Genomic DNA, 18,417 nt, shown 5'->3' on the forward strand with positions numbered 1-18,417 from the left:
AGCCAGTGGGAGCGCGACGGGCAGAAGCGCAGCAAGATCGAGGTGATCGTCGACGAGCTCGAGTTCATGTCGAGCCGAGGGGAGGCCGGAGAGCGCGACCTCGAGGATGGCGCCGTCGCCGGCGTCTACGACCATGACATCCCCTTCTAGGCACATGCCGCGCAGCGGCGCAGCAGGCAGGGGCAGGGCCGTCGTCCAGGTGGACAAGGCTACCAGGCGGCCCCTGAGGGCGTACGGCTCCGTCTCGGAGGCGGCAAGGGCCGCGGGCATGCCGAGGACGTCGCTTGAGCGCATCCTGCGCGGCCGAGGCATGACCTCAGGGCCGTCCTACTACCGCTACGCGGACGACTTCGACCCCGGTGAGGGGTTCGAGGGCCGCCGCAAGCGCGCCGTGGGCGCCTGGGCGGGAGGGCCGCGGCCGGCCCGGGTCTTCGACGACTCGGCCGCCGCCGCCCGGGCGTACCGGGTCGAGGCGGTGACGATCCGCAAGTCGATCGCCACGGGGCGGCCGCGCTTCGACGCGTCCCTCGGCTGCGACGTGACGCTCGCGTGGATATGAGGAGGATCTGGAGGGTTTGGCGGCATGAAGAGGAGATACTACGTCGTGGCCTTCGGCGCGCCCCTTCGCCGCGCGCCGAAGGCCACGACGATAATTCGCTAGGAAGCCCCTTCGTCGCCTGCGCTGCTACCGAGGCGACGCTGGACGATCCGGACTGCCTCTGGCGGGTTCATGCAGTCGTAAATCTCAAGGACCAGCCGTATGCGGGAGGGGCTCCATCCCATGAACTTGTTGACAGCGAGAGGGCTCATGCCGTGGGCGATGAGGATGAAGGGGAGGGAGAGCCGAAGCGTGGTTGCCGTCATCGGCCCCTTCTCCGACTTTCGGAGCGCGCGGGCGACGTCGCGCCCTAAAAGGCGCCTGCCTGTGCGTGAGAGGAACAGCGCGTTGTCGTGCTCCACGTTGGCTCCCTCAGGCGCGCGCTTCCGAGCAAGGGGTTCCCTCACTTGGCCGAGATACCTGGCGAGCCAGAAGCATGACTCGTCACTCAGGAACTGGCGCGTGCTGATTATCTCGCGGCGGCCGAGGGAGAGGTCGTCGACGTTGAGGCTGACGAGCTGCTTCACCGTGAGGGCGGAGCCAAAGATGATCTCCGCCAACGCCCGATTGCGAATGCCCAAGGGGGTTGTTTGGGGCATGCCATTGAGGTAGGAGATGATGTAATCCACGCTGCGAGGAGAGGTGGAGTTATGCGCCGCCGGGCGTCGTGGCCCAAACTTTGACATCGGATTCGCGTCGATGAGGCCGTAAGCATGCAGGTGCCTGAAAAGGCTTTTCAGCGCCACGAGGCGGGTGTTTATCGTCGAGGCTGAGATGCCGCGATCCATCTGGTCTCTTACGTAATCGAAGACATCAGACTTCGCGACTTCATCGAGCGACGCAGCTCCCAGTTTCTCCAGGTGGCGGCAGAAGTCCCTTATCGCATAGGCATACGTGCGGAGCGTCGAATCGGCGAGCGCCTGTTCCTCCTCGACAGCCTCGAAGTACCTGTCCACGAGCTCATAGTCCATGATGCCTCCTGTCGTCGTCAACGGGAACTCGATCGATGCTATCCCATGGGGCGGGAGGCTGCGCGACGGCGCCTCCATCGAGGAGGTGCGGATGGGGAAACGTTGACCTAGCGCGTCCTTTTTGAAAGTGCGCTTTCAAAAAGGACGCGGCGGGTCTTTAGCGGAGGGGCCTGGTGGGCGCTTCTCCGGAGGGGCCCGGGACATGTCAGGGCTTCTCGCCGGAAGCCCTCCCCGGCGCCCGGCTCGCGGCGTCCTGGCTGGTGTGGAGGGGCAGCGCCTCCCTCTTGACGAACGCCTCCCTGCTTATCTGACTTTAACAATGGTAGCAGGTGCACGCCTGAAATGGCCAGGCTGGCTAGGGTGCATACCGCCGTACCCCCACCCATACCGTCGAATGCTGGTACGAAGATACGGGGAGGTTCCTTCCCGGGCGCATAGCCTACGGTGCGGCTCATTGGGGTCGGATATGGACACATAAGGAGTAGCCGAGGGTGTCCATATCCGGAATCAGGGGCAGGCGCTGGCGCGTTGGAGCCGTCGACACGGCGACTCGTATGCCACCCATTTGGACATATAAGGCGGAAGCCATATAAGGACTAATGGCCGCGCAGGGCCGGCGCGGGGCGAGGAGCCGCAGTGGCTAGCGCGACGGCGGCCTTGACCCGCCAGGCTCACGCGGGGCTGGAACGTGGGATCGCGCGGCCGCGGCGGGCCGAGAGGCGCCCGGGGGCTCGGGAGACCTCTCGGCTGGGTTGCGGGTCAGGGAGACGATCCTTCGGCCTCCTCCGCCCGCCTGGGCCGAGAGCGTCGCCATGCGCCTGGAGACCTCGCCTGCGATCGCCTCGATCCTGGCGGGGGGCATGAGCGGGTTGCGGGCCAGGATGCCCGCGAGCTCGGCGTCAAAGCCGTCCAGCTTGGCCGGGTCGAGCCAGGAGAGGTTAGGCAGGCGGCGCAGGAGATCGCCGGGACGCAGGTTCTCGCCGTCGAACGGCCGGACTTGGTTCTCCCAGTCGACGGGCGCCTCCAGGCGGATCTGATCCATCCAAAGCGAGGAGCCCGTGTCGTAAATGGGGGCGAAGCGGGCGATGGAGTGGTCGTCGCTGTCCCTGAGGATCCCGAAGTTGTTGTAATGCCTGTCGAAGTTGCCGAGCAGGTAGTCGACCGCGAGCATCTTGGAGAGCGCGTGCCCGGGGTCGGGGACCCCGAATCTGCCGAGGGTGTCGGTGAGCCGCCTCATGCCCGTCGTGTTCTTCAGCCCGGGGGCCGAGCGCAGCAGGTCGGCGGCGGGAATGAGCTCGAGGTTTCCGGTCACCATGGACTCGCAGGCGCTGTAGGTTCGCCCCGCCTCCTCGACGAGGCCGTACTCGACGTACTCGCCCGGATCGAGGATCCGCCGCATGAGGGCTGTCGCGGCGACCTCGTTGTAGGGCTCCTGCCCGAAGGCGCCCGAGGCGGCCTTCATGAGAACGACGCGGCCGCCCCGCATCGTCCACTTCTTTCGAAGGTCGCCCGCGAGGCTTGCGTTGGGGGAGCAGAAAGACGGGCGGATCGTGCTGTCCTGGCCGAGCGTCACGAGGCCGAGCTCCTCGTCGAAGCCGTTGTCGAAGAAGTTGACGTCGGCCCACGACGCGTCGTCCCCCTCCTCGCGAACCCAGTACCTGTCGGTGAGCGAAAGGGCTCGGCTGCGCTCCGTGAGCTCTCGGGTGTCAGCCACCCCGAGCTGGTCGCGCAGCGACTGGAACTGCTGCCTGGACACGGGGATGGCGCGGGAGGCCCACCAGTCGTTGAGGTTGCGGCGCGTGATCGTGCCCTGGGGGTCGATGAGGGCCGGGGGCGCGAACCCGACGTCCTTGCGCTCGATGATGCGGAGGACGGCGTGGATCTCGGCGTCGTACTCGAAGTCGAGCACCTCTCGATCCTTGCTCATGAGGGTGTATCGGGCCAACCGGGTCTCCTCTCTTCTGCCGGGGGAGGCTCTGCCTATGCCTGCCCAAGCGATCTAGTAATGATAGCAGGTTCGGAGGCGGCTCCTCGCCGTACCTGGATACCATGGTACGCGGGTACGGGCACGGGCCCTAGCCCCGGCCGCTGGCGCCCCGCCTCCTCCCCCGCGGCGCCGGCCTGCCGTCGAAGGAGAACTCCACGCTCCCGTCCTGGGCCAGCCTTAGCCGGGCCTCGAACTTCCTGCCCGCCTTGGAGGTGAGACCCTTCACGAGGGGCGACTTGCCGGCGAGCAGCGCCGAGGCCTGGGCGTCCGTCAGCCGCTTGCCGGCGACCGTGGAGAAGAACCTGAACCCGCAGCCCGCCTCCTGCTCCCAGGAGCCGTCCTCGAGCTTGCGCCGCCTGTTTGACTCGCAGTCGAACACCTTGCCGCGGGCGAGCACTCGCGCTCCGCAGCACGGGCACGTGCCGACCGGCTTGCCGGGCGAGGCCAGGGACTTGCCCGCGTAGGCCTCGCCCCTGTGCGCCTCGAAGGCCTCGGCCACCGCGCGCTGCACGGCGTTCACGTCGGCGCGCCCCGCGGCAACCTCCTGCTGGATGAGCCACCAGCGCGCCGTCAGGTCGGCCCCCCGGATGTCCGCGGGCACGAGGTCGTAGAAGGCGCGTCCCTTCTCGGTGGAGCGGATCTTGCCGCCGGACTCCTCGACGAAGCCCCGCGCCTTGAGGCGCTCGATGACGTCGGCGCGGGTGGCCGTCGTCCCTATGCCGCCGTGCTCCCCGGCCTTGCCCTCGTCCTTGGACTTGAGGGCGGCCTTGAGGGCGGGGTCGGAGACGTACTTTGCCGCCGAGGCCATGTCGGTGACGAGCGTGCCCTCGGAGTAGGGCTTGGGCGGGCTGGTCTTGCCCTCCCTGAGCTCGCAGGAGGCGACTTTGCCCTCGTGGCGGCCCGGGTCGACCCAGGCGGCCGCGCTCTCGTCCTCCCCCTCCTCCTCGGGCTCGCCGAAGGCGGCCGTGAAGCCCGGGTCTGTCACCCTCCTCGCCCTGTGCTCGAGCGATCCCGCCTCGCAGGGGACGGACGAGGAGCACTCCTCGTAGGCCAGGGGGCGGGCGAACTGCATGGCGTAGCGCTCCACGACGGCCTCGTAGGCCCACCGGTCGTGGTCGCGCAGGCACCTCGCGTCGAAGCGCGTCTCCTGGGGGATTATGGCGCCGTGGGCGCCCACCTTGGCGTCGTCGAAGGCGCGTCCCCGCAAAGACGCGTCAACGTCCCAGGATCTCCCGACGTTCGCGAAGGCGGCGGCGAGCGTCGCCGGGGCCTGGGCGTGGTACTCCTCGGGGAGGTAGCGGCAGTCGCTCCGGTTGTAGGTGATGGCGTGGTGCTCGTCCCGCAGGCGCTGGGTGGCCTCGAGCGTCTGCTTCGCGGTCATCCCGTGTCGTTTCGAGAGCTCGGCCTGGAGCGTGGTGAGGTCGTAGGGCAGCGGCGGGAGCTTCTGGCCCGTGCGGGCCGTAGCCTCGAAGGCCAGAGCGCGGCCTTGGAGCGCGGCCGCCAGGGCCTCCAGCGGCTCGCGCGACCAGATGCGCTCGTCGCCCGCCAGCAGCTCGTCGGAGGGGCTCAGCTTGAAGTCGACGGCCCCTCCCCCGTCTATGGCGACGTGGGCGACGAGCGTGTAGAAGGCACGCCGCTCATGGCCCTCTATGGCGCGGTCGCGCGCGACGACGAGCCCGAGGGTGGGGGTCTGCACGCGGCCGACGGACACCTTGGCCCGCAGGCGCATGCCCGCCAGGCGCGACTCCGAGACGCCGAAGGCCATGTCCGCCATCTGGCGGGCGTAGGCGGACGCCGAGAGCGGCCGGTAGCGCGCGTTGTCCTCGAGCCGCCCGAACGCGGCCCTGATGTTGGCCTCGATGTTGTCGTTGACCAGGACGCGCTCGACCGGGCCGGCGTAGCCCAGGTAGTCGAGGAGCTCGTCGACGAGCAGCTGCCCCTCGTCGTCCGGATCGCCGGCGTGAACGACGGAATCGCACTCGCCGAGGAGCGACGAGACCTGTTCGACGATGCCCTCCTTGCCCTCGATGGGCCGCTTGGGCCAGTCGTCCACGACGATGGGCAGGCGGGACTCGTCGAACTCCCCGTCCCACCTCCAGCGGGGGTCTATGTCCCCAGGCTCCACGAGCTCGAGCACGTGGCCGGCCAGCGCGCACACGACGTAGCCGTTTCCCGAGATGGGGAGCCTGGCGGTCTCGGAGACCTCCCTCCCGCATATGGCGCGGGCGATGTCGCGCCCCAGCATCGGCTTCTCGGCGATGACGAGCCTCATGAGGCCTCCTGCTCTCTGAAAACGGCCCCAAGGGGGGTATGAATAGTCGGGGCGACTTGAGATCGGGGCTTAGAAGGGCTCTCCGCAAGCCGTTGACCTGGGGTTTTGCGAGGGGTTAAGATGCGGCCCGTCGCAAGGATCGACAGGGCCCAGCCGAGGCAGGATCCCCATGCGACGGCTGCCAGGCCCCAGGGGCTCATGCCCGGCCCCCTTTCCGACGGCGGGACGCGGCGAGAGCGCCTCCCGCGAGGGCCGCGGGGATCGCGGCCAGGGCGAGCAGGGCCCCGTCCCCCGTCTGGGCCAACGGCCCCCGGTTGCCAGAGCTCCCGGCCGAGTCCGGGAGCTCCGCGACCTCAATGCCCCAGGCGGCCTCGTGGACGAGGAGGGCGAACTCGTTTCCGAGGCCGGGCGGCAGCGAGACCTCGTAGGCGAGCTCCGCCGAGCCGCCGGGCTCGAGGGAGCAGAGCGGGGCGGGGCCGGACATGGCGGAGCCGGACAGCGGGCCGTCGTAGGCGGTGGAGCCCTGGCACGAGACCTTCAGCCAGCAGCGCTCCAGGAGCTCCGCCGCCTCGCCGCGGTTGGCCGCGCCGGTCTCCGCGCCCACCATGAAGAGGGTCGCCTGCGCGGGCGCCATGGATCCGTTCGAGAGCACGAGCGCGCCGCCGTAGCTCCCCCCGGGCCACATCGGGCCCACGTGCCCGAGCAGGTCGTCGGAGCTCAGCGTCGCCTCGCCCCCGTCATAGCTCAGCGTGTAGGCCTCCCCCTCCGCCCATGCGGCGCCGGGGGCGCCTGCCAGGGCGGAGACGAGGGCGGCCGCGGCGGCGATGCGCGCCATCTTCATGGTCAGATCCTCCCTTCCCCTTCGTAGGTGTGCATGGCGGGCTCGGCCTGGACGCCTACCCAAGGGTCGTCGGCGCCGAAGTCAGGCTCGAATGCCGCCCTCTGCACCGCCTCCGCGGTCACTCGCACGCGCAGCTCGGCGCCCGAGGCCTCCTCGTACGCCCTCAGGGCCGGGTCGTCGGACGGATCGGGGCTGGGATCGGCCCACTTGGTGGGGTCGAGCGGCCGGGAAGCCGGCACCCAGGCCCATCCTCCCTCGCGAGGCTCCTGCTCGAACACGGGGCACTCCACGGAGCCTGGCCACGTGACGGCCTCTCCGGCGGAGAGGGGCCGGGTGAGGTGCCACCAGCCGTCCGCCGCGCAGACCCACTCCTCGCCCAGGCCCTCGGGCGAGCTGTCCCACGTCACGTCGCCGAACGGCGCGCCGAGGGCGGACGTCTCGGACTTGAGGCGGATCCAGCACTCGCCGCCCGTCGCGGTGACCGCGACGTCGTTGGCGGCGCGCTGGCCCGTGACGAGGGATCCCGCTCCCGGGGAGAGGGCCGCGAGCGACACGTCGACGCCGCCCGTCTCCACCCTGCCGTGGGCCACGACCTGCGCGGAGACGGCGGCCACGGCGCCAGACGTAGCGATGAGGAGCGCCAGGCCGGCCGCCAGGAGGACGGCCTCGGGGCGCTTCCCCGGCTTTTCGTTGACTCTCAACTGCCGACCTCCTTCCGGGCCGCTCGGCCGCTACGCCGCCCAGGAAGGCGGCAGCACTTTATAGGCATTTTCATTGAAGCTACTGTGCGAGGTGACAGCGCCGACAGGCCATGAACTGCAATTGCACTCCAGCGATCCGCATTGACAGAAGGTTCCGGTCATATCGCTCGTATTGGCGGTGTTCCAGCCGGAGACGTCTCCAATGGATGTGAGCGCAGTGCACCGCCCAAACATCCAATACATGGTTTTGCATGAGCTCATGTCCCAGGAGGAGAGGTCGAGGGAGGTCAGGCTGGAGCAGTTCTCAAACATGCTTCTCGTCGAGCTCAAGGCAGACGTTTTCCATGAGGGCAACCCTTCGAGAGCCTTTAGGGACTTGCAACCGCTGAACATCTGTGAAGCGTTCGCTACCTGGCCCATGTCCCATTGAGACAGATTGCCGATATTCTCAAGCGCCTTGCATTGATAGAACATGCTCGTCGCGCTGGTGAGGTTTGGCATCCTCCATGAAGATAGATCGAGGGAGGATAGAGCTTCGGCCCGACCGAACATGCTTGTAGCGTCTTCGAGGCTGCGCACGTTCCACGATTCGAGGCCGTCGATGGCGGCTAGCCGCCAGCAGCCATCGAACATCTGTGAAGCGTTCGCTACCTGGCCCATGTCCCAGGAGGAGAGGTCGAGGGAGGTCAGGCTGGAGCAGTTGAAGAACATCCTGCTCACGTCGATTGCCTTTGACATGTCGATCAGCTCTAGGCCCTCGATCAGGGGCACCCCGCTCATCTGCGCAAACCAATTGCTGGTTCTTTTCGGCGCGAATGCGCTGACGATCTGTGCTTTCTTGATATTGAACGAGTATGTTGGGAACCAGGTAGGTGTTTGGATGTCTTCAATTCCCTTGCATACGTGGCTAATCGGGAGGTCACGATAGATTTCTCCGACCTTTGGCTCCACGAGAAGCCGTTCGAAGTAAATCGCATCATCGGAGGATCCCCTCGACACCACGATGGCGTAGATGTCTCCACGACGATATGCGATGTTCCCATCGGCTGCGGCAAACCCCTCGGGCAGGATCGAGGGGTTTGCCGCAGGGCTCATCGTCACCTCGACGAGCTTGGTCGTCCCAGCGAACATCCCCGCCGAGTCCTTGATGCCGGCCGTGTCGAGCCCGGAGAGGTCCATGGCCTCGCAGGAGCTCATGTCCTTGAACCAATCCGAGGTGTCCTCGGGGGCAGTGGGTACCAGGCACTCCACACGCTCGATGGCGCCGGGCGTGTCGGAGAGGCACCCCGCCGCGCCCGTCTCGACGTCGGGCACCACGCAGGTGACCTCGGCACCGTCAAGAGTGTCGCCGACCTCGGGCGGCGTGTCCGCCACGAACTTGAGCAGGGTGCCCGCCGTCACTGCGCTCACGCCGGCCGGCGGCGCCCCGTCGCCGATGCCGTTCTGCCTCTTGTAGGCATCCCAGGCGTTCTGGCAGTTGCTGAACCCCGTGGATTGGATGCCGTAGCCGGTCACCCCGACCACGTGCTTTCCGGCCTGGCCCTGCTCCTCGGCGAGGTTGGCCACCACGACCTCCTCGAAGATGGGGGGCGTGTCGGACTTGGGCCCGATGGGCTCGGGCCAGCCGAAGCGCCAGACCACGTCGTCGCCGTCGTCGAAGGTCTGGAGCACCACCCACTCCTCGCTCGCGTCGAAGCTGAACAGCGGGGTGCGGGCGGCGGGCAGGACGGTCTGGGTCTGCGGGTCGTAGACGCTGACCACGGCGGTTGGCACGCGGATCTCGACGAACAGGTAGCCGTCGATGGCGTCGTGCAGGTTGCGGATGCGCGGATCCTTGGGGACGTGCTGGCCCGGGACGACGTTCTTGGATGCCTCGGGATCCCAGGCGGGTTCGACGACCTTGACGTTGAGGTTGTCGGCCACCGACACCTGGTTCTCCTTGCGGTCGGTGCCGGTGAAGAACGCGTAGGTGCCGAGCGTGCCCATAGCCGCGGCAGCCGCGACGGCGGCCCCGAACTTGGCGAAAGAGCGACGCGACATGACGACCGCCCCGGGCGATGCCTCGTCCACGGCCGCCAGGGCCTCGTCGATGCGGTAGCCGCCCTTCTCTGTGTTCATCTGCTCTCCTCTCAGGACGGGCGGGGCGCGAGGCGCCCCGCCGGCGTAGCGTGGTCTTCTAGGCGTTCTGGGCGCCGTAGGCCGCCCACGCCGAGGCGGCGTCGGCGAAGCCCTCCGCCTGGATGGCGTGGCCGTCGACGGTGATCTTGTCGGCGCCGGAGTTGCCCTGGGCCTCGACGAGGTTGATCATGGTCACGTCGTCGAACAGGGCCGGGGTGGACGCCCCAGGGGCCACCTTGCTGCCGTAGAGGTAGGTGTGGGTGGTGTAGCCGTCGGCTACGACGGGATCCCCGCTCTGCGTCCAGCCCTCGTTCACCTCGTAGGTGAACAGCTCGTGGGAGGCCGCGGCGGCGGGCGCGCCGTCTTCGCCCACGACGGACACCTCCGCCGTGGGCACCTTCACCTGCACGAAGCACCAGGCCTCGATGTCGGAGCCGTTCTTCACGGCCGGATCCTTGGCCACCGTCTGGAGCGGCACCAGGTTCTCGGCGGCATCGGGCACGCCGTTGGCGTCCTCGTCGGTGAGGTCCCAGCCGGGCTCGACGACCTCGATCTTGTCGGCCAGGCCCTCGCTCATCGTGAACACGTTCTCGACGGTGTCGGTTCCAGTGAAGTACGCGAACGTGCCCATGGCTCCTACCACGAGCGCGCCGGCCACGCCGGCGGTGATGAGGGCCTTGGCCTTAGCTCGCTTCTGCTCGGGGGCAGCCGGCCCCGTCTCGGTCATCTGGCTGATCTGTTCCATCTTCCTTCCCTTTCTGGTCGGATCTCTTCCTTGCTCTTCCCGCGGGGACGCAGGTCAGCGCGTAGGTCAGCGCGAGCACGCTGCCGACGGCGAGGATCCAGGGCACGCGGTTCTCGGTGATGCTCAGCAGGACGTCTCCCGCCAGCGGCACCGAGCCGACCGTCCGCCCCTTCACGCGGTCGAAGGCGACCGGGAACGCGTCGGGGTTGCCGTTGGCGTCGCCCTTCGTCGTTATCTCCCGCGCCTCCTCGTCGACGGCTACCACCCGGTGGGTGCATGTCTGGCCGTCCCCTATGTCAAAGGCGATGACGTCCCCCGGGGACACGTCCTCGCCGGTGACCCGTGTGTCCACGTAGGCGAGGTCGCCCACGTGGATCGCCGGCTCCATGGAGCCGGTCATGACGCCGTAGGTCGCCAGCCCGAAGGGCAGGCCCCCGAAGCACAGGGCCGCGAAGGCGACGAGCGCGACGAGCTCGGCGGTCAGCAGCGCGTTCGCTGCGCGTCTTATGGCGGTTCCGATCAACTGCTCCTCCTTCTTATCCGGGCGGCTCCCCCGGGGTCCGGGCCGTCAGGCTAGGCCGAGGTAGGGGGTCGGGCCGGGCGCGGCGGCCCGGGCCCCGAGGGGCCGCCGGCGCCGCTAGGCCGGCTGGCCCTCGACGGACGCCGAGGGCTGCGTCTCCCCGCACGCCGCGCAGACGTCGGCCACCTTGACGAGCTCGTCGTAGGCCTCGGCGTCGACGACCGTCTCCGTCCAGGCCTCCTGCTCGACGTAGTCCACCGCGACGGGCACCCCGGTGGTGTAGCCCGCGTGGCCGTACTCCTCGGCGTGCTCTGCGGTCATGCCGTCGATGGGGCTCATGCACGTGTTACAAACGGTGTGCTCCTCCACGCGCGACGCCATGACGGCGGGGTGCTCGACCTCGTGGGTCGCCGCCGGATGCGAGACGATCTCGTAGGACGGCTGCCAGGCGTGCTCGTGGGCGGCCTGGGCCTCCCCCGCCTCCTGGGGCTGGGCCTGCGGGGCGTGGGAGCCCCCGTCGTCGCGGCTGGCCAACTCGTCGGCGACGAGGACGAGCGCCAGGGCGCAGGCGGCGCATGCCGCGGCCAGCAGGGCGGTGAGGACGTAGTGGGCGACCGTCGCGCGGGAGACCGTCTTCCGAGTGCCCTGCGGGGCCTCCTCGGGGGTGTTCTCGGTGATCATGGGTATGCCTTTCCAAGGGTGGGGCGCTCTTCGCGCCCCACCCCCATTGGCTCGGGGTTTTGAAGGGGGTCAGGCGGGCTGGCTACTCGTCGGCGGGTTCCTCGGGGCCGGGGGCCATGCGGCGGCGGGCCGCCCAGGCGCCCAGGCCGCCCGCCAGGACGGCCAGGAAGGCGATGAGGGTGGCGATGGCGGTGCCGTCCCCGGTCTTCGCGAGGGACTGCCCGGGCGCGCCGGGGACGTCCGTGATCGTGACGGTCTGGGCCGCATCGTCGATGTCGGCGTGGACGGCGACCTCGAGGCCGTCCTTCGAGAGCGTCTCGAAGGCGACCAGCTCATGGCCCTTGAGGCCGCGTGCGTCGAAGGCGAACTCGACCTCGGCCGTGCCGTCGGGGGCGTTGGGCACGAAGGTGGCCGAGGCCCTCACCTCGCGGTCGGCGACGAGCAGGGGCTTGCCCGTGGCCTTGTCCATGAGGATTCCGGCGAGCACGTACTCCTTGCCGGGGACGAGGTCGCGGTAGGCCACCGTGTCGACGAGGACGGCCTCGGCGGAGTCGAGGGCCTCGTGGTCGCCGTCGGTCTTGTCGGTGAGCTCGGTGCCTATCGCCGGCGCGACGATCCCGCACTGCTGCTCGGCGCACGAGAGGTCGAGCTCGGAGGCGACCACCCTGTCGTCGGCGACGAGGACGGCCAGGCAGACCGTGGTCGTCCCGGCGAGCCCGGAGGCGTCGATCGGGTACTCCAGCTCCACGGTGGCGGAGGTGCCCTCGGGCGTCACGTCGCGCTTGGCCACGGCCATATCGGCGACGGCCTCCTTGTGCTCCGCCAGGACGGCGGCGAGCGCCTTGCGGTCTACCGACCCGTCGCCCTCCTCGCCGAGGCCCATGGCGGCAGCGATCGCCTCGGCCGCCTCCGCGAGCTCCTCCTCGCCGGCCTCGGAGCCGGCCGCCACGGCGGGCAGGCCGGTCTCGGCGTCCATGAGGATGCCGTGGGCCTCGTAGTCCCGCCCGGGGGCGAGCCCGGTGAGGGACAGCGTGTCGACGAGCTTGGCGCCGGGGTCGGCCGTGACGGCCTTGTCGCCGTCGAGGGCGTCGCGGGCGGTGGTCGCGATGCTCGGGGAGACCACCTCGACGGTCTGGCCCTCGTCGTCGATGTCGGCGTGGACGGCGAGCTCGACGCCCTGCTCGGAGAGCCCCTCGAAGGCCACCAGCTCCTCGCCGGCGAGCAGCGAGGTGTCGAGGCGGAACTCGACCTCCACCGTCCCGGAGCTCGCCGCAGGGACGAACGCCTTGGTCGCCGTCACGGGCTCGCCGTCGGCGGCGAGCAGCGGCTCGCCGGTGGACTTGAGCACGAGGGTGCCGGTTAGCACGTACTCGCGCCCGGGGACGAGGCCTTCGTAGGCCACCTCGTCGACGATGACGGCCTCGGGGCCTGCGGCGACCTCCTTGTCGCCGTCGGCGCCGTCGGAGGCCTGCGTGCCGATCCCGGGGCGCGCGACAGAGACGGTCTGGCCCTCGTCGTCGATGTCCTTGTGCTCGGCCACGACGATCCCGTCGCGCGCGAGCTCCTCGAAGACCACGAGCTCGGCGCCCTCGGGCAGGGCGCTCGCGTCGAGCTCGAGGGTCACCTCCGCGCTGCCGTGGGCGGCGGCCGGCTTGAAGGCCGTGGAGGCCGTCACGGGCTGGCCGTCGGCGCCCGCGAGCGGCTCGCCGGTGGCCTTGTCCATGAGGGTGGCCGTGAGCACGTAGGACTTCCCGGCGACGAGGCCCTCGTAGGCCACCTCGTCGATGACCGCCGCGACGGGGCTCGCGGCCAGGGCCTTGTCCCCGTCCTCCGCGTCGCGGGCGGTGGTTCCGATCTCGGGGGCGGCCACCTCGACGGTCTGGCCCTCGTCGTCGATGTCGGCGTGCACCGCGAGCTCGAGGCCGTCCTTCTCTAGCGCCTCGAAGGCGACGAGCTCCTTGCCGGCGAGCAGGCTCGCGTCGAAGCGGAACTCGAGCTCGACGCTGCCCGAGGCGGCGACGGGCTTGAAGGCGAGGGTGGCCGTCACGGGCTCGCCGTCGGCGGCGAGCAGCGGCTCGCCGGTCTGGCGCACCACGAGCGTGCCGGTGACGAGGTACTCGCGGCCGGGCACGAGGTTGGCGTAGCTGACGGTGTCGACGACCACGGCCTCGGGGTCGGCTACGACCAGCTTGTCGCCGTCGGCGCCGTCGGAGGCCTGCGTGCCGATCTCGGGCGGGACGAGGCGCACGGTCTGGCCCTCGTCGTCGATGTCGGCGTGCGACGCCGCGAGCGTGCCGTCGGCGGCCCAGAGCTCCTCGAAGACCACCACGTCGCCGGACAGGCCGCGCGCGTCGAGGGCGAGGCGGACGTCGGCGGTGCCGTAGTGCTCGCGCGGCGTGAGCTCGCGCTCGCCAGTCACGGGCTCGCCGCCCTGGGTCACGGGCTCGCCGGTGGCCTTGTCCATGAGGGTGGCCACGAGGCGGTAGGTCTCGCCGGGCACGAGGTTGGCGTACTCGACGGAGTCCACGATGACGGCTGCACCGTCAGCCGAGACCAGCTTGTCGCGGTCGGCGGCGTCCATGGCGGTCGTCAGTATGCGCGGGCTCTGGTCGACCGGGCGATCGTCGTCGACGGTGCCGAGGTCGACCGTGTGGGAGTCGCGGGTGATGGTGACGTCGGGGATGCTGACGAGCGTCAGGCCCTCGTTGGCCGCGCAGGGCAGCTCCTCGAGGGTATAGCGGTCGTAGGGCAGCGCTCCCTTGGAGTCGTCGGGCGCCGAGCCCAGGCCGAACCACACGCCGGCCTCGTCGTCGAGCGCGCCCTCCCCCGCCGCGTCGTTGGCATTGGTCTTCTGGGTATGGGGGTTCCAGGACGCGTGGGTGGAGGCGTAGCCGTTGGCGTCGGTCACGATGACGTGGCTCTCGCCGGTGGTCTGGCTGGTGATGCGGAAGGGCACGCCCGCAAGGCGGTGCATGGTGCCCTCCTCGACCTTGACGAGCTCGAGGTCGCCGCGCTTGGCCTGGTTCTTGAAGGCGGACTCGCCGGTCGCGGGCTTGACGACGATGCCGTTGCGCTCGATGGAGAAGGAGCGCGGCTCGCCGTCGGTGAGGAAGTAGCCGGCGCCGGCGGATACCTCGCGGATCTCGTAGGAGCCGTAGGGCAGCGCGTCGGAGGCGGTCTTGGCGACGCCTTCCTTCGCCTGGATCGTCATGACGGCCTTGCCTGGGGCGTAGGAGACGCCGCCCACCACGACGGGGCGGTCGCTGGCGTTGGAGACCTCGAAGAGAACATCCAGGGAACCGGCGCCCAGGGGCTCGAGGCGGCCGGTCTCGGCGTCGCGCTTCTCGACCTCGACGCCGCCCCGGACGACGTCGTCGGTGAAGGAGGAGGAGCCGGCGAGGCGCACGATGGCGCCGTCCTGGCGGATCTGCGCGGTCTGCGGGACGGAGGTGTTGAGGTAGGAGCCGTTGGTGGCGGACTCGCGCACCAGGTAGTCGCCGTAGGGCAGCGCGTCGGAGGCCGTGCGGGCCTTGCCGTCGGCTCCGGTGGTGAGGGTGAGGGCCGCCTCGCCGGGCGCCACGTCACGCCCGCCCACGCGCACGGAGCCCTCGGAGTCGTTTACGACCTCGAACTCGATGCCCGCGAACGTCGCGTCGCCCTGCGGAGCGGAGCCGGTCTCGGCGTCGCGCTTCTCGAGCTCCAGGCCGCCTCGGACGACCTCCTCCTTGACGATGGGCGCGTTGTAGGTCCCTACGGACTCGACGTTGCCCTCGGTCGTCACCTGGCGTAGGTAGACGGTGTCGTCGAGCAGGTAGCCCTCGGGGGCCTTGGTCTCCTGGATAAGGACGGTGCCGAGGGGGATGGTGACAAGACCATTTATTTTGTATAGCGCATCGCCGGAAACGAGACAACTGTCAAGAAGACCGGCCTGGCCTCTCTCGTCAGTCTTAACAACCCAGGTTCTAGTTGCAGGGCCGCTTGCCTCCGCGGCAGAGACGCTATCAAATTGTTGATTGAAATAGCGAATTGTAAACTCAGCTCCGGCAAGCGACGCGGAGCCCTGCGGCATGTCGAGAGTGGTCTCAAGATCTATTTTGCCGACCCACATACGCGCCGGGTCGTTTTGCGGGATCTCATTGTGCCATCCTTCCGCGTCGCCGATCCAAGAGGTCTCCTCGCTCGTCACCTCGACGTCGAACACGGTCTCGTCGAGGGCGTAGCCCTTGGGAGCCACGGTCTCCTGCACGTGGTACGTGCCGGGCTCGAGCTCCTTGGAGTAGGCGTAGCCGCCGTCGGCCGGCACGGTGATTGTGTCCACCTGGGCCCAGGAGGAGTCGTAGACGGCGTACTGCGCGCCGCCCAGGTCGTAGCAGGAGTTGCCGTCGGTGATCTCCGGGTTGGCCGAGCGCTTGGCCACACCGATCCAGCCCTCGGGGTTGTAGGGCCGGAAGGAGAACACGCGCTGGGTGCCGGAGCCGGTCGCCATCTGGAAGACCTCGAAGTCGGACGGCGCCGCAGACCAGCCGTAGTTGAAGTACTTGTCGTAGGTGGAGCCGGCCAGGAACGGCTTGCCTGAGCCCTGGTAGCCGATGATCTGCGTCCGGGCCCAGGTCTTCATCTGCTCGTTGCAGCCGTAGACCGAGCCCTGCCAGTCGGCCGCGTAGGCGTCTGAGAGCGCGATGTGGAGAGCCACGAAGTAGCGGTCGTAGGTCATGGCGCTGCCGTCGTACCAGGCGGTGGGCCAGAAGCCCGCGTCGAAGCCGGGGGAGCCCGGGCCGTACCAGAAGAGGTTGCGGATCAAGTCGATGCGCCAGGTGCTCCCTGGCTCGACGGCCAAGGCGTCGCTCCCCTCGAGCAGGTCGTAGGAAACGGCGTAGGAGCCCTCGGGCGGCGTGGCCTTCGAGGGCTGGGCACACACCGCCGGGCTCCCGTCGACGCTCATGGCCATGGTCGTGTAGCCGGCGTAGGGGATCTTGCCGTCGTGCTGGATGTACGCAGTCTCGGCAGCCAGGAGGCCGCCGGACGAGAGCGATGCGATGGGGATGAGGCCTAGGGCCAGGATCGCGGCGATGAGAAGCCGCAGTGCCTTAGATGCGCGTGGGCGCGCGCCGACAGCGTGAACCATACGGGTCCCTACCTTCCTTATGTGACCGGGACCCGGAATTTGGAGTTAGGCCCCTGGGCCGCGCAGAGTTGGAGCGCGCGACTTAGGGCCGATGGTGCCTTATCGGCGGTGTTTTGTCAAGCGATTGAAAGCGCAGGAGGGATGGGTCGGGCTACTTGGTGGCGCCGCAGGAGCACTTGTGGCCCGTGGTCACCGTTACAGTGTGGCCGACTTCATCGTGATGGATGATTTCGTATTTTGGGACTACTTCATATGAGCAGGAATGGATACGATCGCCATGTGCAAACCACTCTTCCACGGAATTAAAACTCTTCCCGCAGCTCGCTTTTACGGTAGCTCCTGTCTGCTTTTTCTCGTCCCAGGCGGCCTTGTCAACCACCCACTGCGGTTCGGTGACGGGCTGCCAGTTGTGCTCGTGGGCGGGCACCGAGGGCTGGGAGGCCGCGGGGGCCTGCTGCTGGGGCTGGGAGGCCGCGGGGGCCTGCTGCTGGGGCTGGGCGGCCGACCCGGAGGACGACCCGCCCTGGGGCGCGGCCTGCGCGGGCGACCCGGAGGCGACGGCCTGGGAGGTGCCCTGCTGGGGCTGGGCGGCCGCTCCGGCGCCCGTGTCCTCTGTGGCAGGGGCGGCAGGGGCGTCTGCCTGCTCCCCGCCCTCCCCCTCGGCCGCCTCGGCCTCGCCGGTGTCCGCCAGGGCCTCGTCGCCGGGGACGGAGGCCCCGCCTGCGGCCCAGGGCGACTCGATGGGGATATGCGGGATGAGCGCGCGGGCCGCGAAGCCCTCGACCTCAACGGCCTCGGCGGGCTGCATCATGACGGCTACGGCGACGGCCACGGCGGCGAGGGCCGCCGCCCCGCCGGCGCAGGCGGCGCGGCGGCGGGGCTTTCGCGCCTCCGCGGGGCCGCTCTCCTCGGCGACGGCGACGTCCTCGTCGGCGATCACGTTGATCTTCTCGGTCTTCTCGTCCATGACTCCTCCTTTGGTCGAGATCGTCCTCTCAGCTTCTGATCATACGTTAAGCGGGCATCTGACGCATAACGCTACCATTTTCCAAAATCCCCCCCGGCTATCTGAAGACCTCGTCATGGGTGCCGGTTCTCTGGAGGAACGCCACGCCGTCGGCCTCGCGCCAGATGACAAGCCAGTCTCCGGCATTCGCGACATGGCACTCGCTGCTGCCCTTCCATGCCCCCTTGAGGCTGTGCATACGGTGCCGCCGCGTAAGTACCTCGCGCGATTCAGGCGTGTTCTCGATGATGAGGTCGATGACCTCCGCCAGCTCTCCCTCGTCGAGCCCACGTCGCCTAACTCGCTTCAGGTCGCGCGAGAACGATGGCGTGAAGGTTGCCTTGAGCCTCATGGCTCTAGGCTCCTGCGGCGGCGAGCAGCGAGGCCGCGTCGTCGTAGAGCTCGTAGGAGCCCGACGCGATGGCGGAGTCGGTCTCCGCTATCGCCCGCAGGCTCTCCTCGTTGGGCTCGTAGGAGCCGAGGTTCAGAGGGATCGACCGCTCGCGCACCATCTGCTTGTAGAACGCGCGGGTGACCGAGGAGAGGTCGAAGCCGTAATACTCAGCGACGAGGGAAGCCTCCCTCTTGAGGCTCTCGTCGATGCGAATGGTTAGCGATGCGCTCGCCATGGGCTCACACTCCCTAGATCATGATGAGCTTGTATGTGCATATTGATAATAACGTCATTGCAAATTTGAGGCAAGACCCGTGGCAGTCATGTCACCTTTGCAAGGCTGGCGGCCTTTGAAAGTGCATTCTCAAAGAGGGGTCTTTCGTTGCGCCCTCGCCCTGCGGCGCCTCCCGTGACGCCCTGGCGGGCGCCCCGGGGCCCTCGGCGACATCTCTTCGCGT

General features: G+C 68.8%; 14 protein-coding genes and 1 pseudogene. 2 read left to right on the forward strand and 13 right to left on the reverse strand.

Features of this window, described 5'->3' with window-relative positions; all coding sequences use genetic code 11:
• A pseudogene (locus D1643_RS04175) lies at positions 1-150 on the forward strand (single-stranded DNA-binding protein); the annotation flags it as partial.
• 118 nt (positions 151-268) lie between these two features.
• The gene (locus tag D1643_RS04180) at positions 269-559 is read left to right on the forward strand and encodes a hypothetical protein (RefSeq protein ID WP_160708949.1); all 291 of its coding nucleotides are present in this window, start codon (positions 269-271) and stop codon (positions 557-559) included.
• Between the two features lie 98 nt (positions 560-657).
• Here D1643_RS04180 and D1643_RS04185 read toward each other — a convergent pair whose 3' ends face one another.
• The 13 genes from D1643_RS04185 to D1643_RS04245 form a co-directional block, all read right to left on the reverse strand.
• Entirely contained in the window at positions 658-1,569 is a 912-nt protein-coding gene (locus D1643_RS04185; protein WP_160708951.1) for a site-specific integrase, read from the reverse strand.
• A gap of 640 nt (positions 1,570-2,209) precedes the next feature.
• Complete coding sequence (locus D1643_RS04190; RefSeq protein ID WP_160708953.1) at positions 2,210-3,514, reverse strand: hypothetical protein; 1,305 nt, start codon at positions 3,512-3,514, stop codon at positions 2,210-2,212.
• A 130-nt stretch (positions 3,515-3,644) separates the two neighbouring features.
• Positions 3,645-5,828: a type IA DNA topoisomerase gene (locus tag D1643_RS04195; protein ID WP_160708955.1), complete on the reverse strand. Its 2,184-nt coding sequence runs from the start codon at positions 5,826-5,828 to the stop codon at positions 3,645-3,647.
• A 196-nt stretch (positions 5,829-6,024) separates the two neighbouring features.
• Positions 6,025-6,669: a hypothetical protein gene (locus tag D1643_RS04200; RefSeq protein WP_160708957.1), complete on the reverse strand. Its 645-nt coding sequence runs from the start codon at positions 6,667-6,669 to the stop codon at positions 6,025-6,027.
• A gap of 2 nt (positions 6,670-6,671) precedes the next feature.
• A complete protein-coding gene (locus D1643_RS04205) occupies positions 6,672-7,370 on the reverse strand; it encodes a hypothetical protein (protein WP_160708959.1) in 699 nt (232 codons plus the stop codon).
• A 30-nt stretch (positions 7,371-7,400) separates the two neighbouring features.
• Positions 7,401-9,488: a BspA family leucine-rich repeat surface protein gene (locus D1643_RS04210; protein WP_160708961.1), complete on the reverse strand. Its 2,088-nt coding sequence runs from the start codon at positions 9,486-9,488 to the stop codon at positions 7,401-7,403.
• 58 nt (positions 9,489-9,546) lie between these two features.
• The gene (locus D1643_RS04215) at positions 9,547-10,233 is read right to left on the reverse strand and encodes a SipW-dependent-type signal peptide-containing protein (protein ID WP_160708963.1); all 687 of its coding nucleotides are present in this window, start codon (positions 10,231-10,233) and stop codon (positions 9,547-9,549) included.
• Positions 10,172-10,756 carry a signal peptidase I gene (locus D1643_RS04220; RefSeq protein ID WP_160708965.1) on the reverse strand — a complete coding sequence of 195 codons (585 nt, stop codon included), beginning with the start codon at positions 10,754-10,756 and terminating at the stop codon, positions 10,172-10,174. Before D1643_RS04220 ends, D1643_RS04215 begins: the two co-directional genes overlap by 62 nt.
• A gap of 114 nt (positions 10,757-10,870) precedes the next feature.
• Positions 10,871-11,434, reverse strand: coding sequence for a hypothetical protein (locus tag D1643_RS04225; RefSeq protein ID WP_160708967.1), 564 nt, complete (start codon positions 11,432-11,434; stop codon positions 10,871-10,873).
• An 82-nt stretch (positions 11,435-11,516) separates the two neighbouring features.
• The gene (locus D1643_RS04230; RefSeq protein WP_160708969.1) at positions 11,517-16,559 is read right to left on the reverse strand and encodes a VaFE repeat-containing surface-anchored protein; all 5,043 of its coding nucleotides are present in this window, start codon (positions 16,557-16,559) and stop codon (positions 11,517-11,519) included.
• Between the two features lie 151 nt (positions 16,560-16,710).
• A complete protein-coding gene (locus tag D1643_RS04235; protein WP_160708971.1) occupies positions 16,711-17,526 on the reverse strand; it encodes a hypothetical protein in 816 nt (271 codons plus the stop codon).
• Positions 17,527-17,623: 97 nt separating this feature from the next.
• Positions 17,624-17,917, reverse strand: coding sequence for a type II toxin-antitoxin system YafQ family toxin (locus D1643_RS04240; RefSeq protein WP_160708973.1), 294 nt, complete (start codon positions 17,915-17,917; stop codon positions 17,624-17,626).
• 4 nt (positions 17,918-17,921) lie between these two features.
• On the reverse strand, positions 17,922-18,194 hold the full coding sequence (locus tag D1643_RS04245) for a type II toxin-antitoxin system RelB/DinJ family antitoxin (protein ID WP_160708975.1): 273 nt from the start codon (positions 18,192-18,194) through the stop codon (positions 17,922-17,924).
• Positions 18,195-18,417 lie beyond the last annotated feature (223 nt).

It is taken from the genome of Enterorhabdus sp. P55 (assembly GCF_009911695.1).
Lineage (GTDB): Bacteria > Actinomycetota > Coriobacteriia > Coriobacteriales > Eggerthellaceae > Enterorhabdus.

Bases quoted from the DNA above. Each gene is read 5' to 3' on its own strand.
- D1643_RS04195 (WP_160708955.1), bottom strand. From the start codon at position 5,828: ATGAGGCTCGTCATCGCCGAGAAGCCGATGCTGGGGCGCGACATCGCC.
- D1643_RS04180 (WP_160708949.1), top strand. From the start codon at position 269: ATGCCGAGGACGTCGCTTGAGCGCATCCTGCGCGGCCGAGGCATGACC.
- D1643_RS04230 (WP_160708969.1), bottom strand. From the start codon at position 16,559: ATGGTTCACGCTGTCGGCGCGCGCCCACGCGCATCTAAGGCACTGCGG.
- D1643_RS04185 (WP_160708951.1), bottom strand. From the start codon at position 1,569: ATGGACTATGAGCTCGTGGACAGGTACTTCGAGGCTGTCGAGGAGGAA.
- D1643_RS04240 (WP_160708973.1), bottom strand. From the start codon at position 17,917: ATGAGGCTCAAGGCAACCTTCACGCCATCGTTCTCGCGCGACCTGAAG.
- D1643_RS04200 (WP_160708957.1), bottom strand. From the start codon at position 6,669: ATGAAGATGGCGCGCATCGCCGCCGCGGCCGCCCTCGTCTCCGCCCTG.
- D1643_RS04225 (WP_160708967.1), bottom strand. From the start codon at position 11,434: ATGATCACCGAGAACACCCCCGAGGAGGCCCCGCAGGGCACTCGGAAG.
- D1643_RS04210 (WP_160708961.1), bottom strand. From the start codon at position 9,488: ATGAACACAGAGAAGGGCGGCTACCGCATCGACGAGGCCCTGGCGGCC.
- D1643_RS04245 (WP_160708975.1), bottom strand. From the start codon at position 18,194: ATGGCGAGCGCATCGCTAACCATTCGCATCGACGAGAGCCTCAAGAGG.
- D1643_RS04215 (WP_160708963.1), bottom strand. From the start codon at position 10,233: ATGGAACAGATCAGCCAGATGACCGAGACGGGGCCGGCTGCCCCCGAG.
- D1643_RS04235 (WP_160708971.1), bottom strand. From the start codon at position 17,526: ATGGACGAGAAGACCGAGAAGATCAACGTGATCGCCGACGAGGACGTC.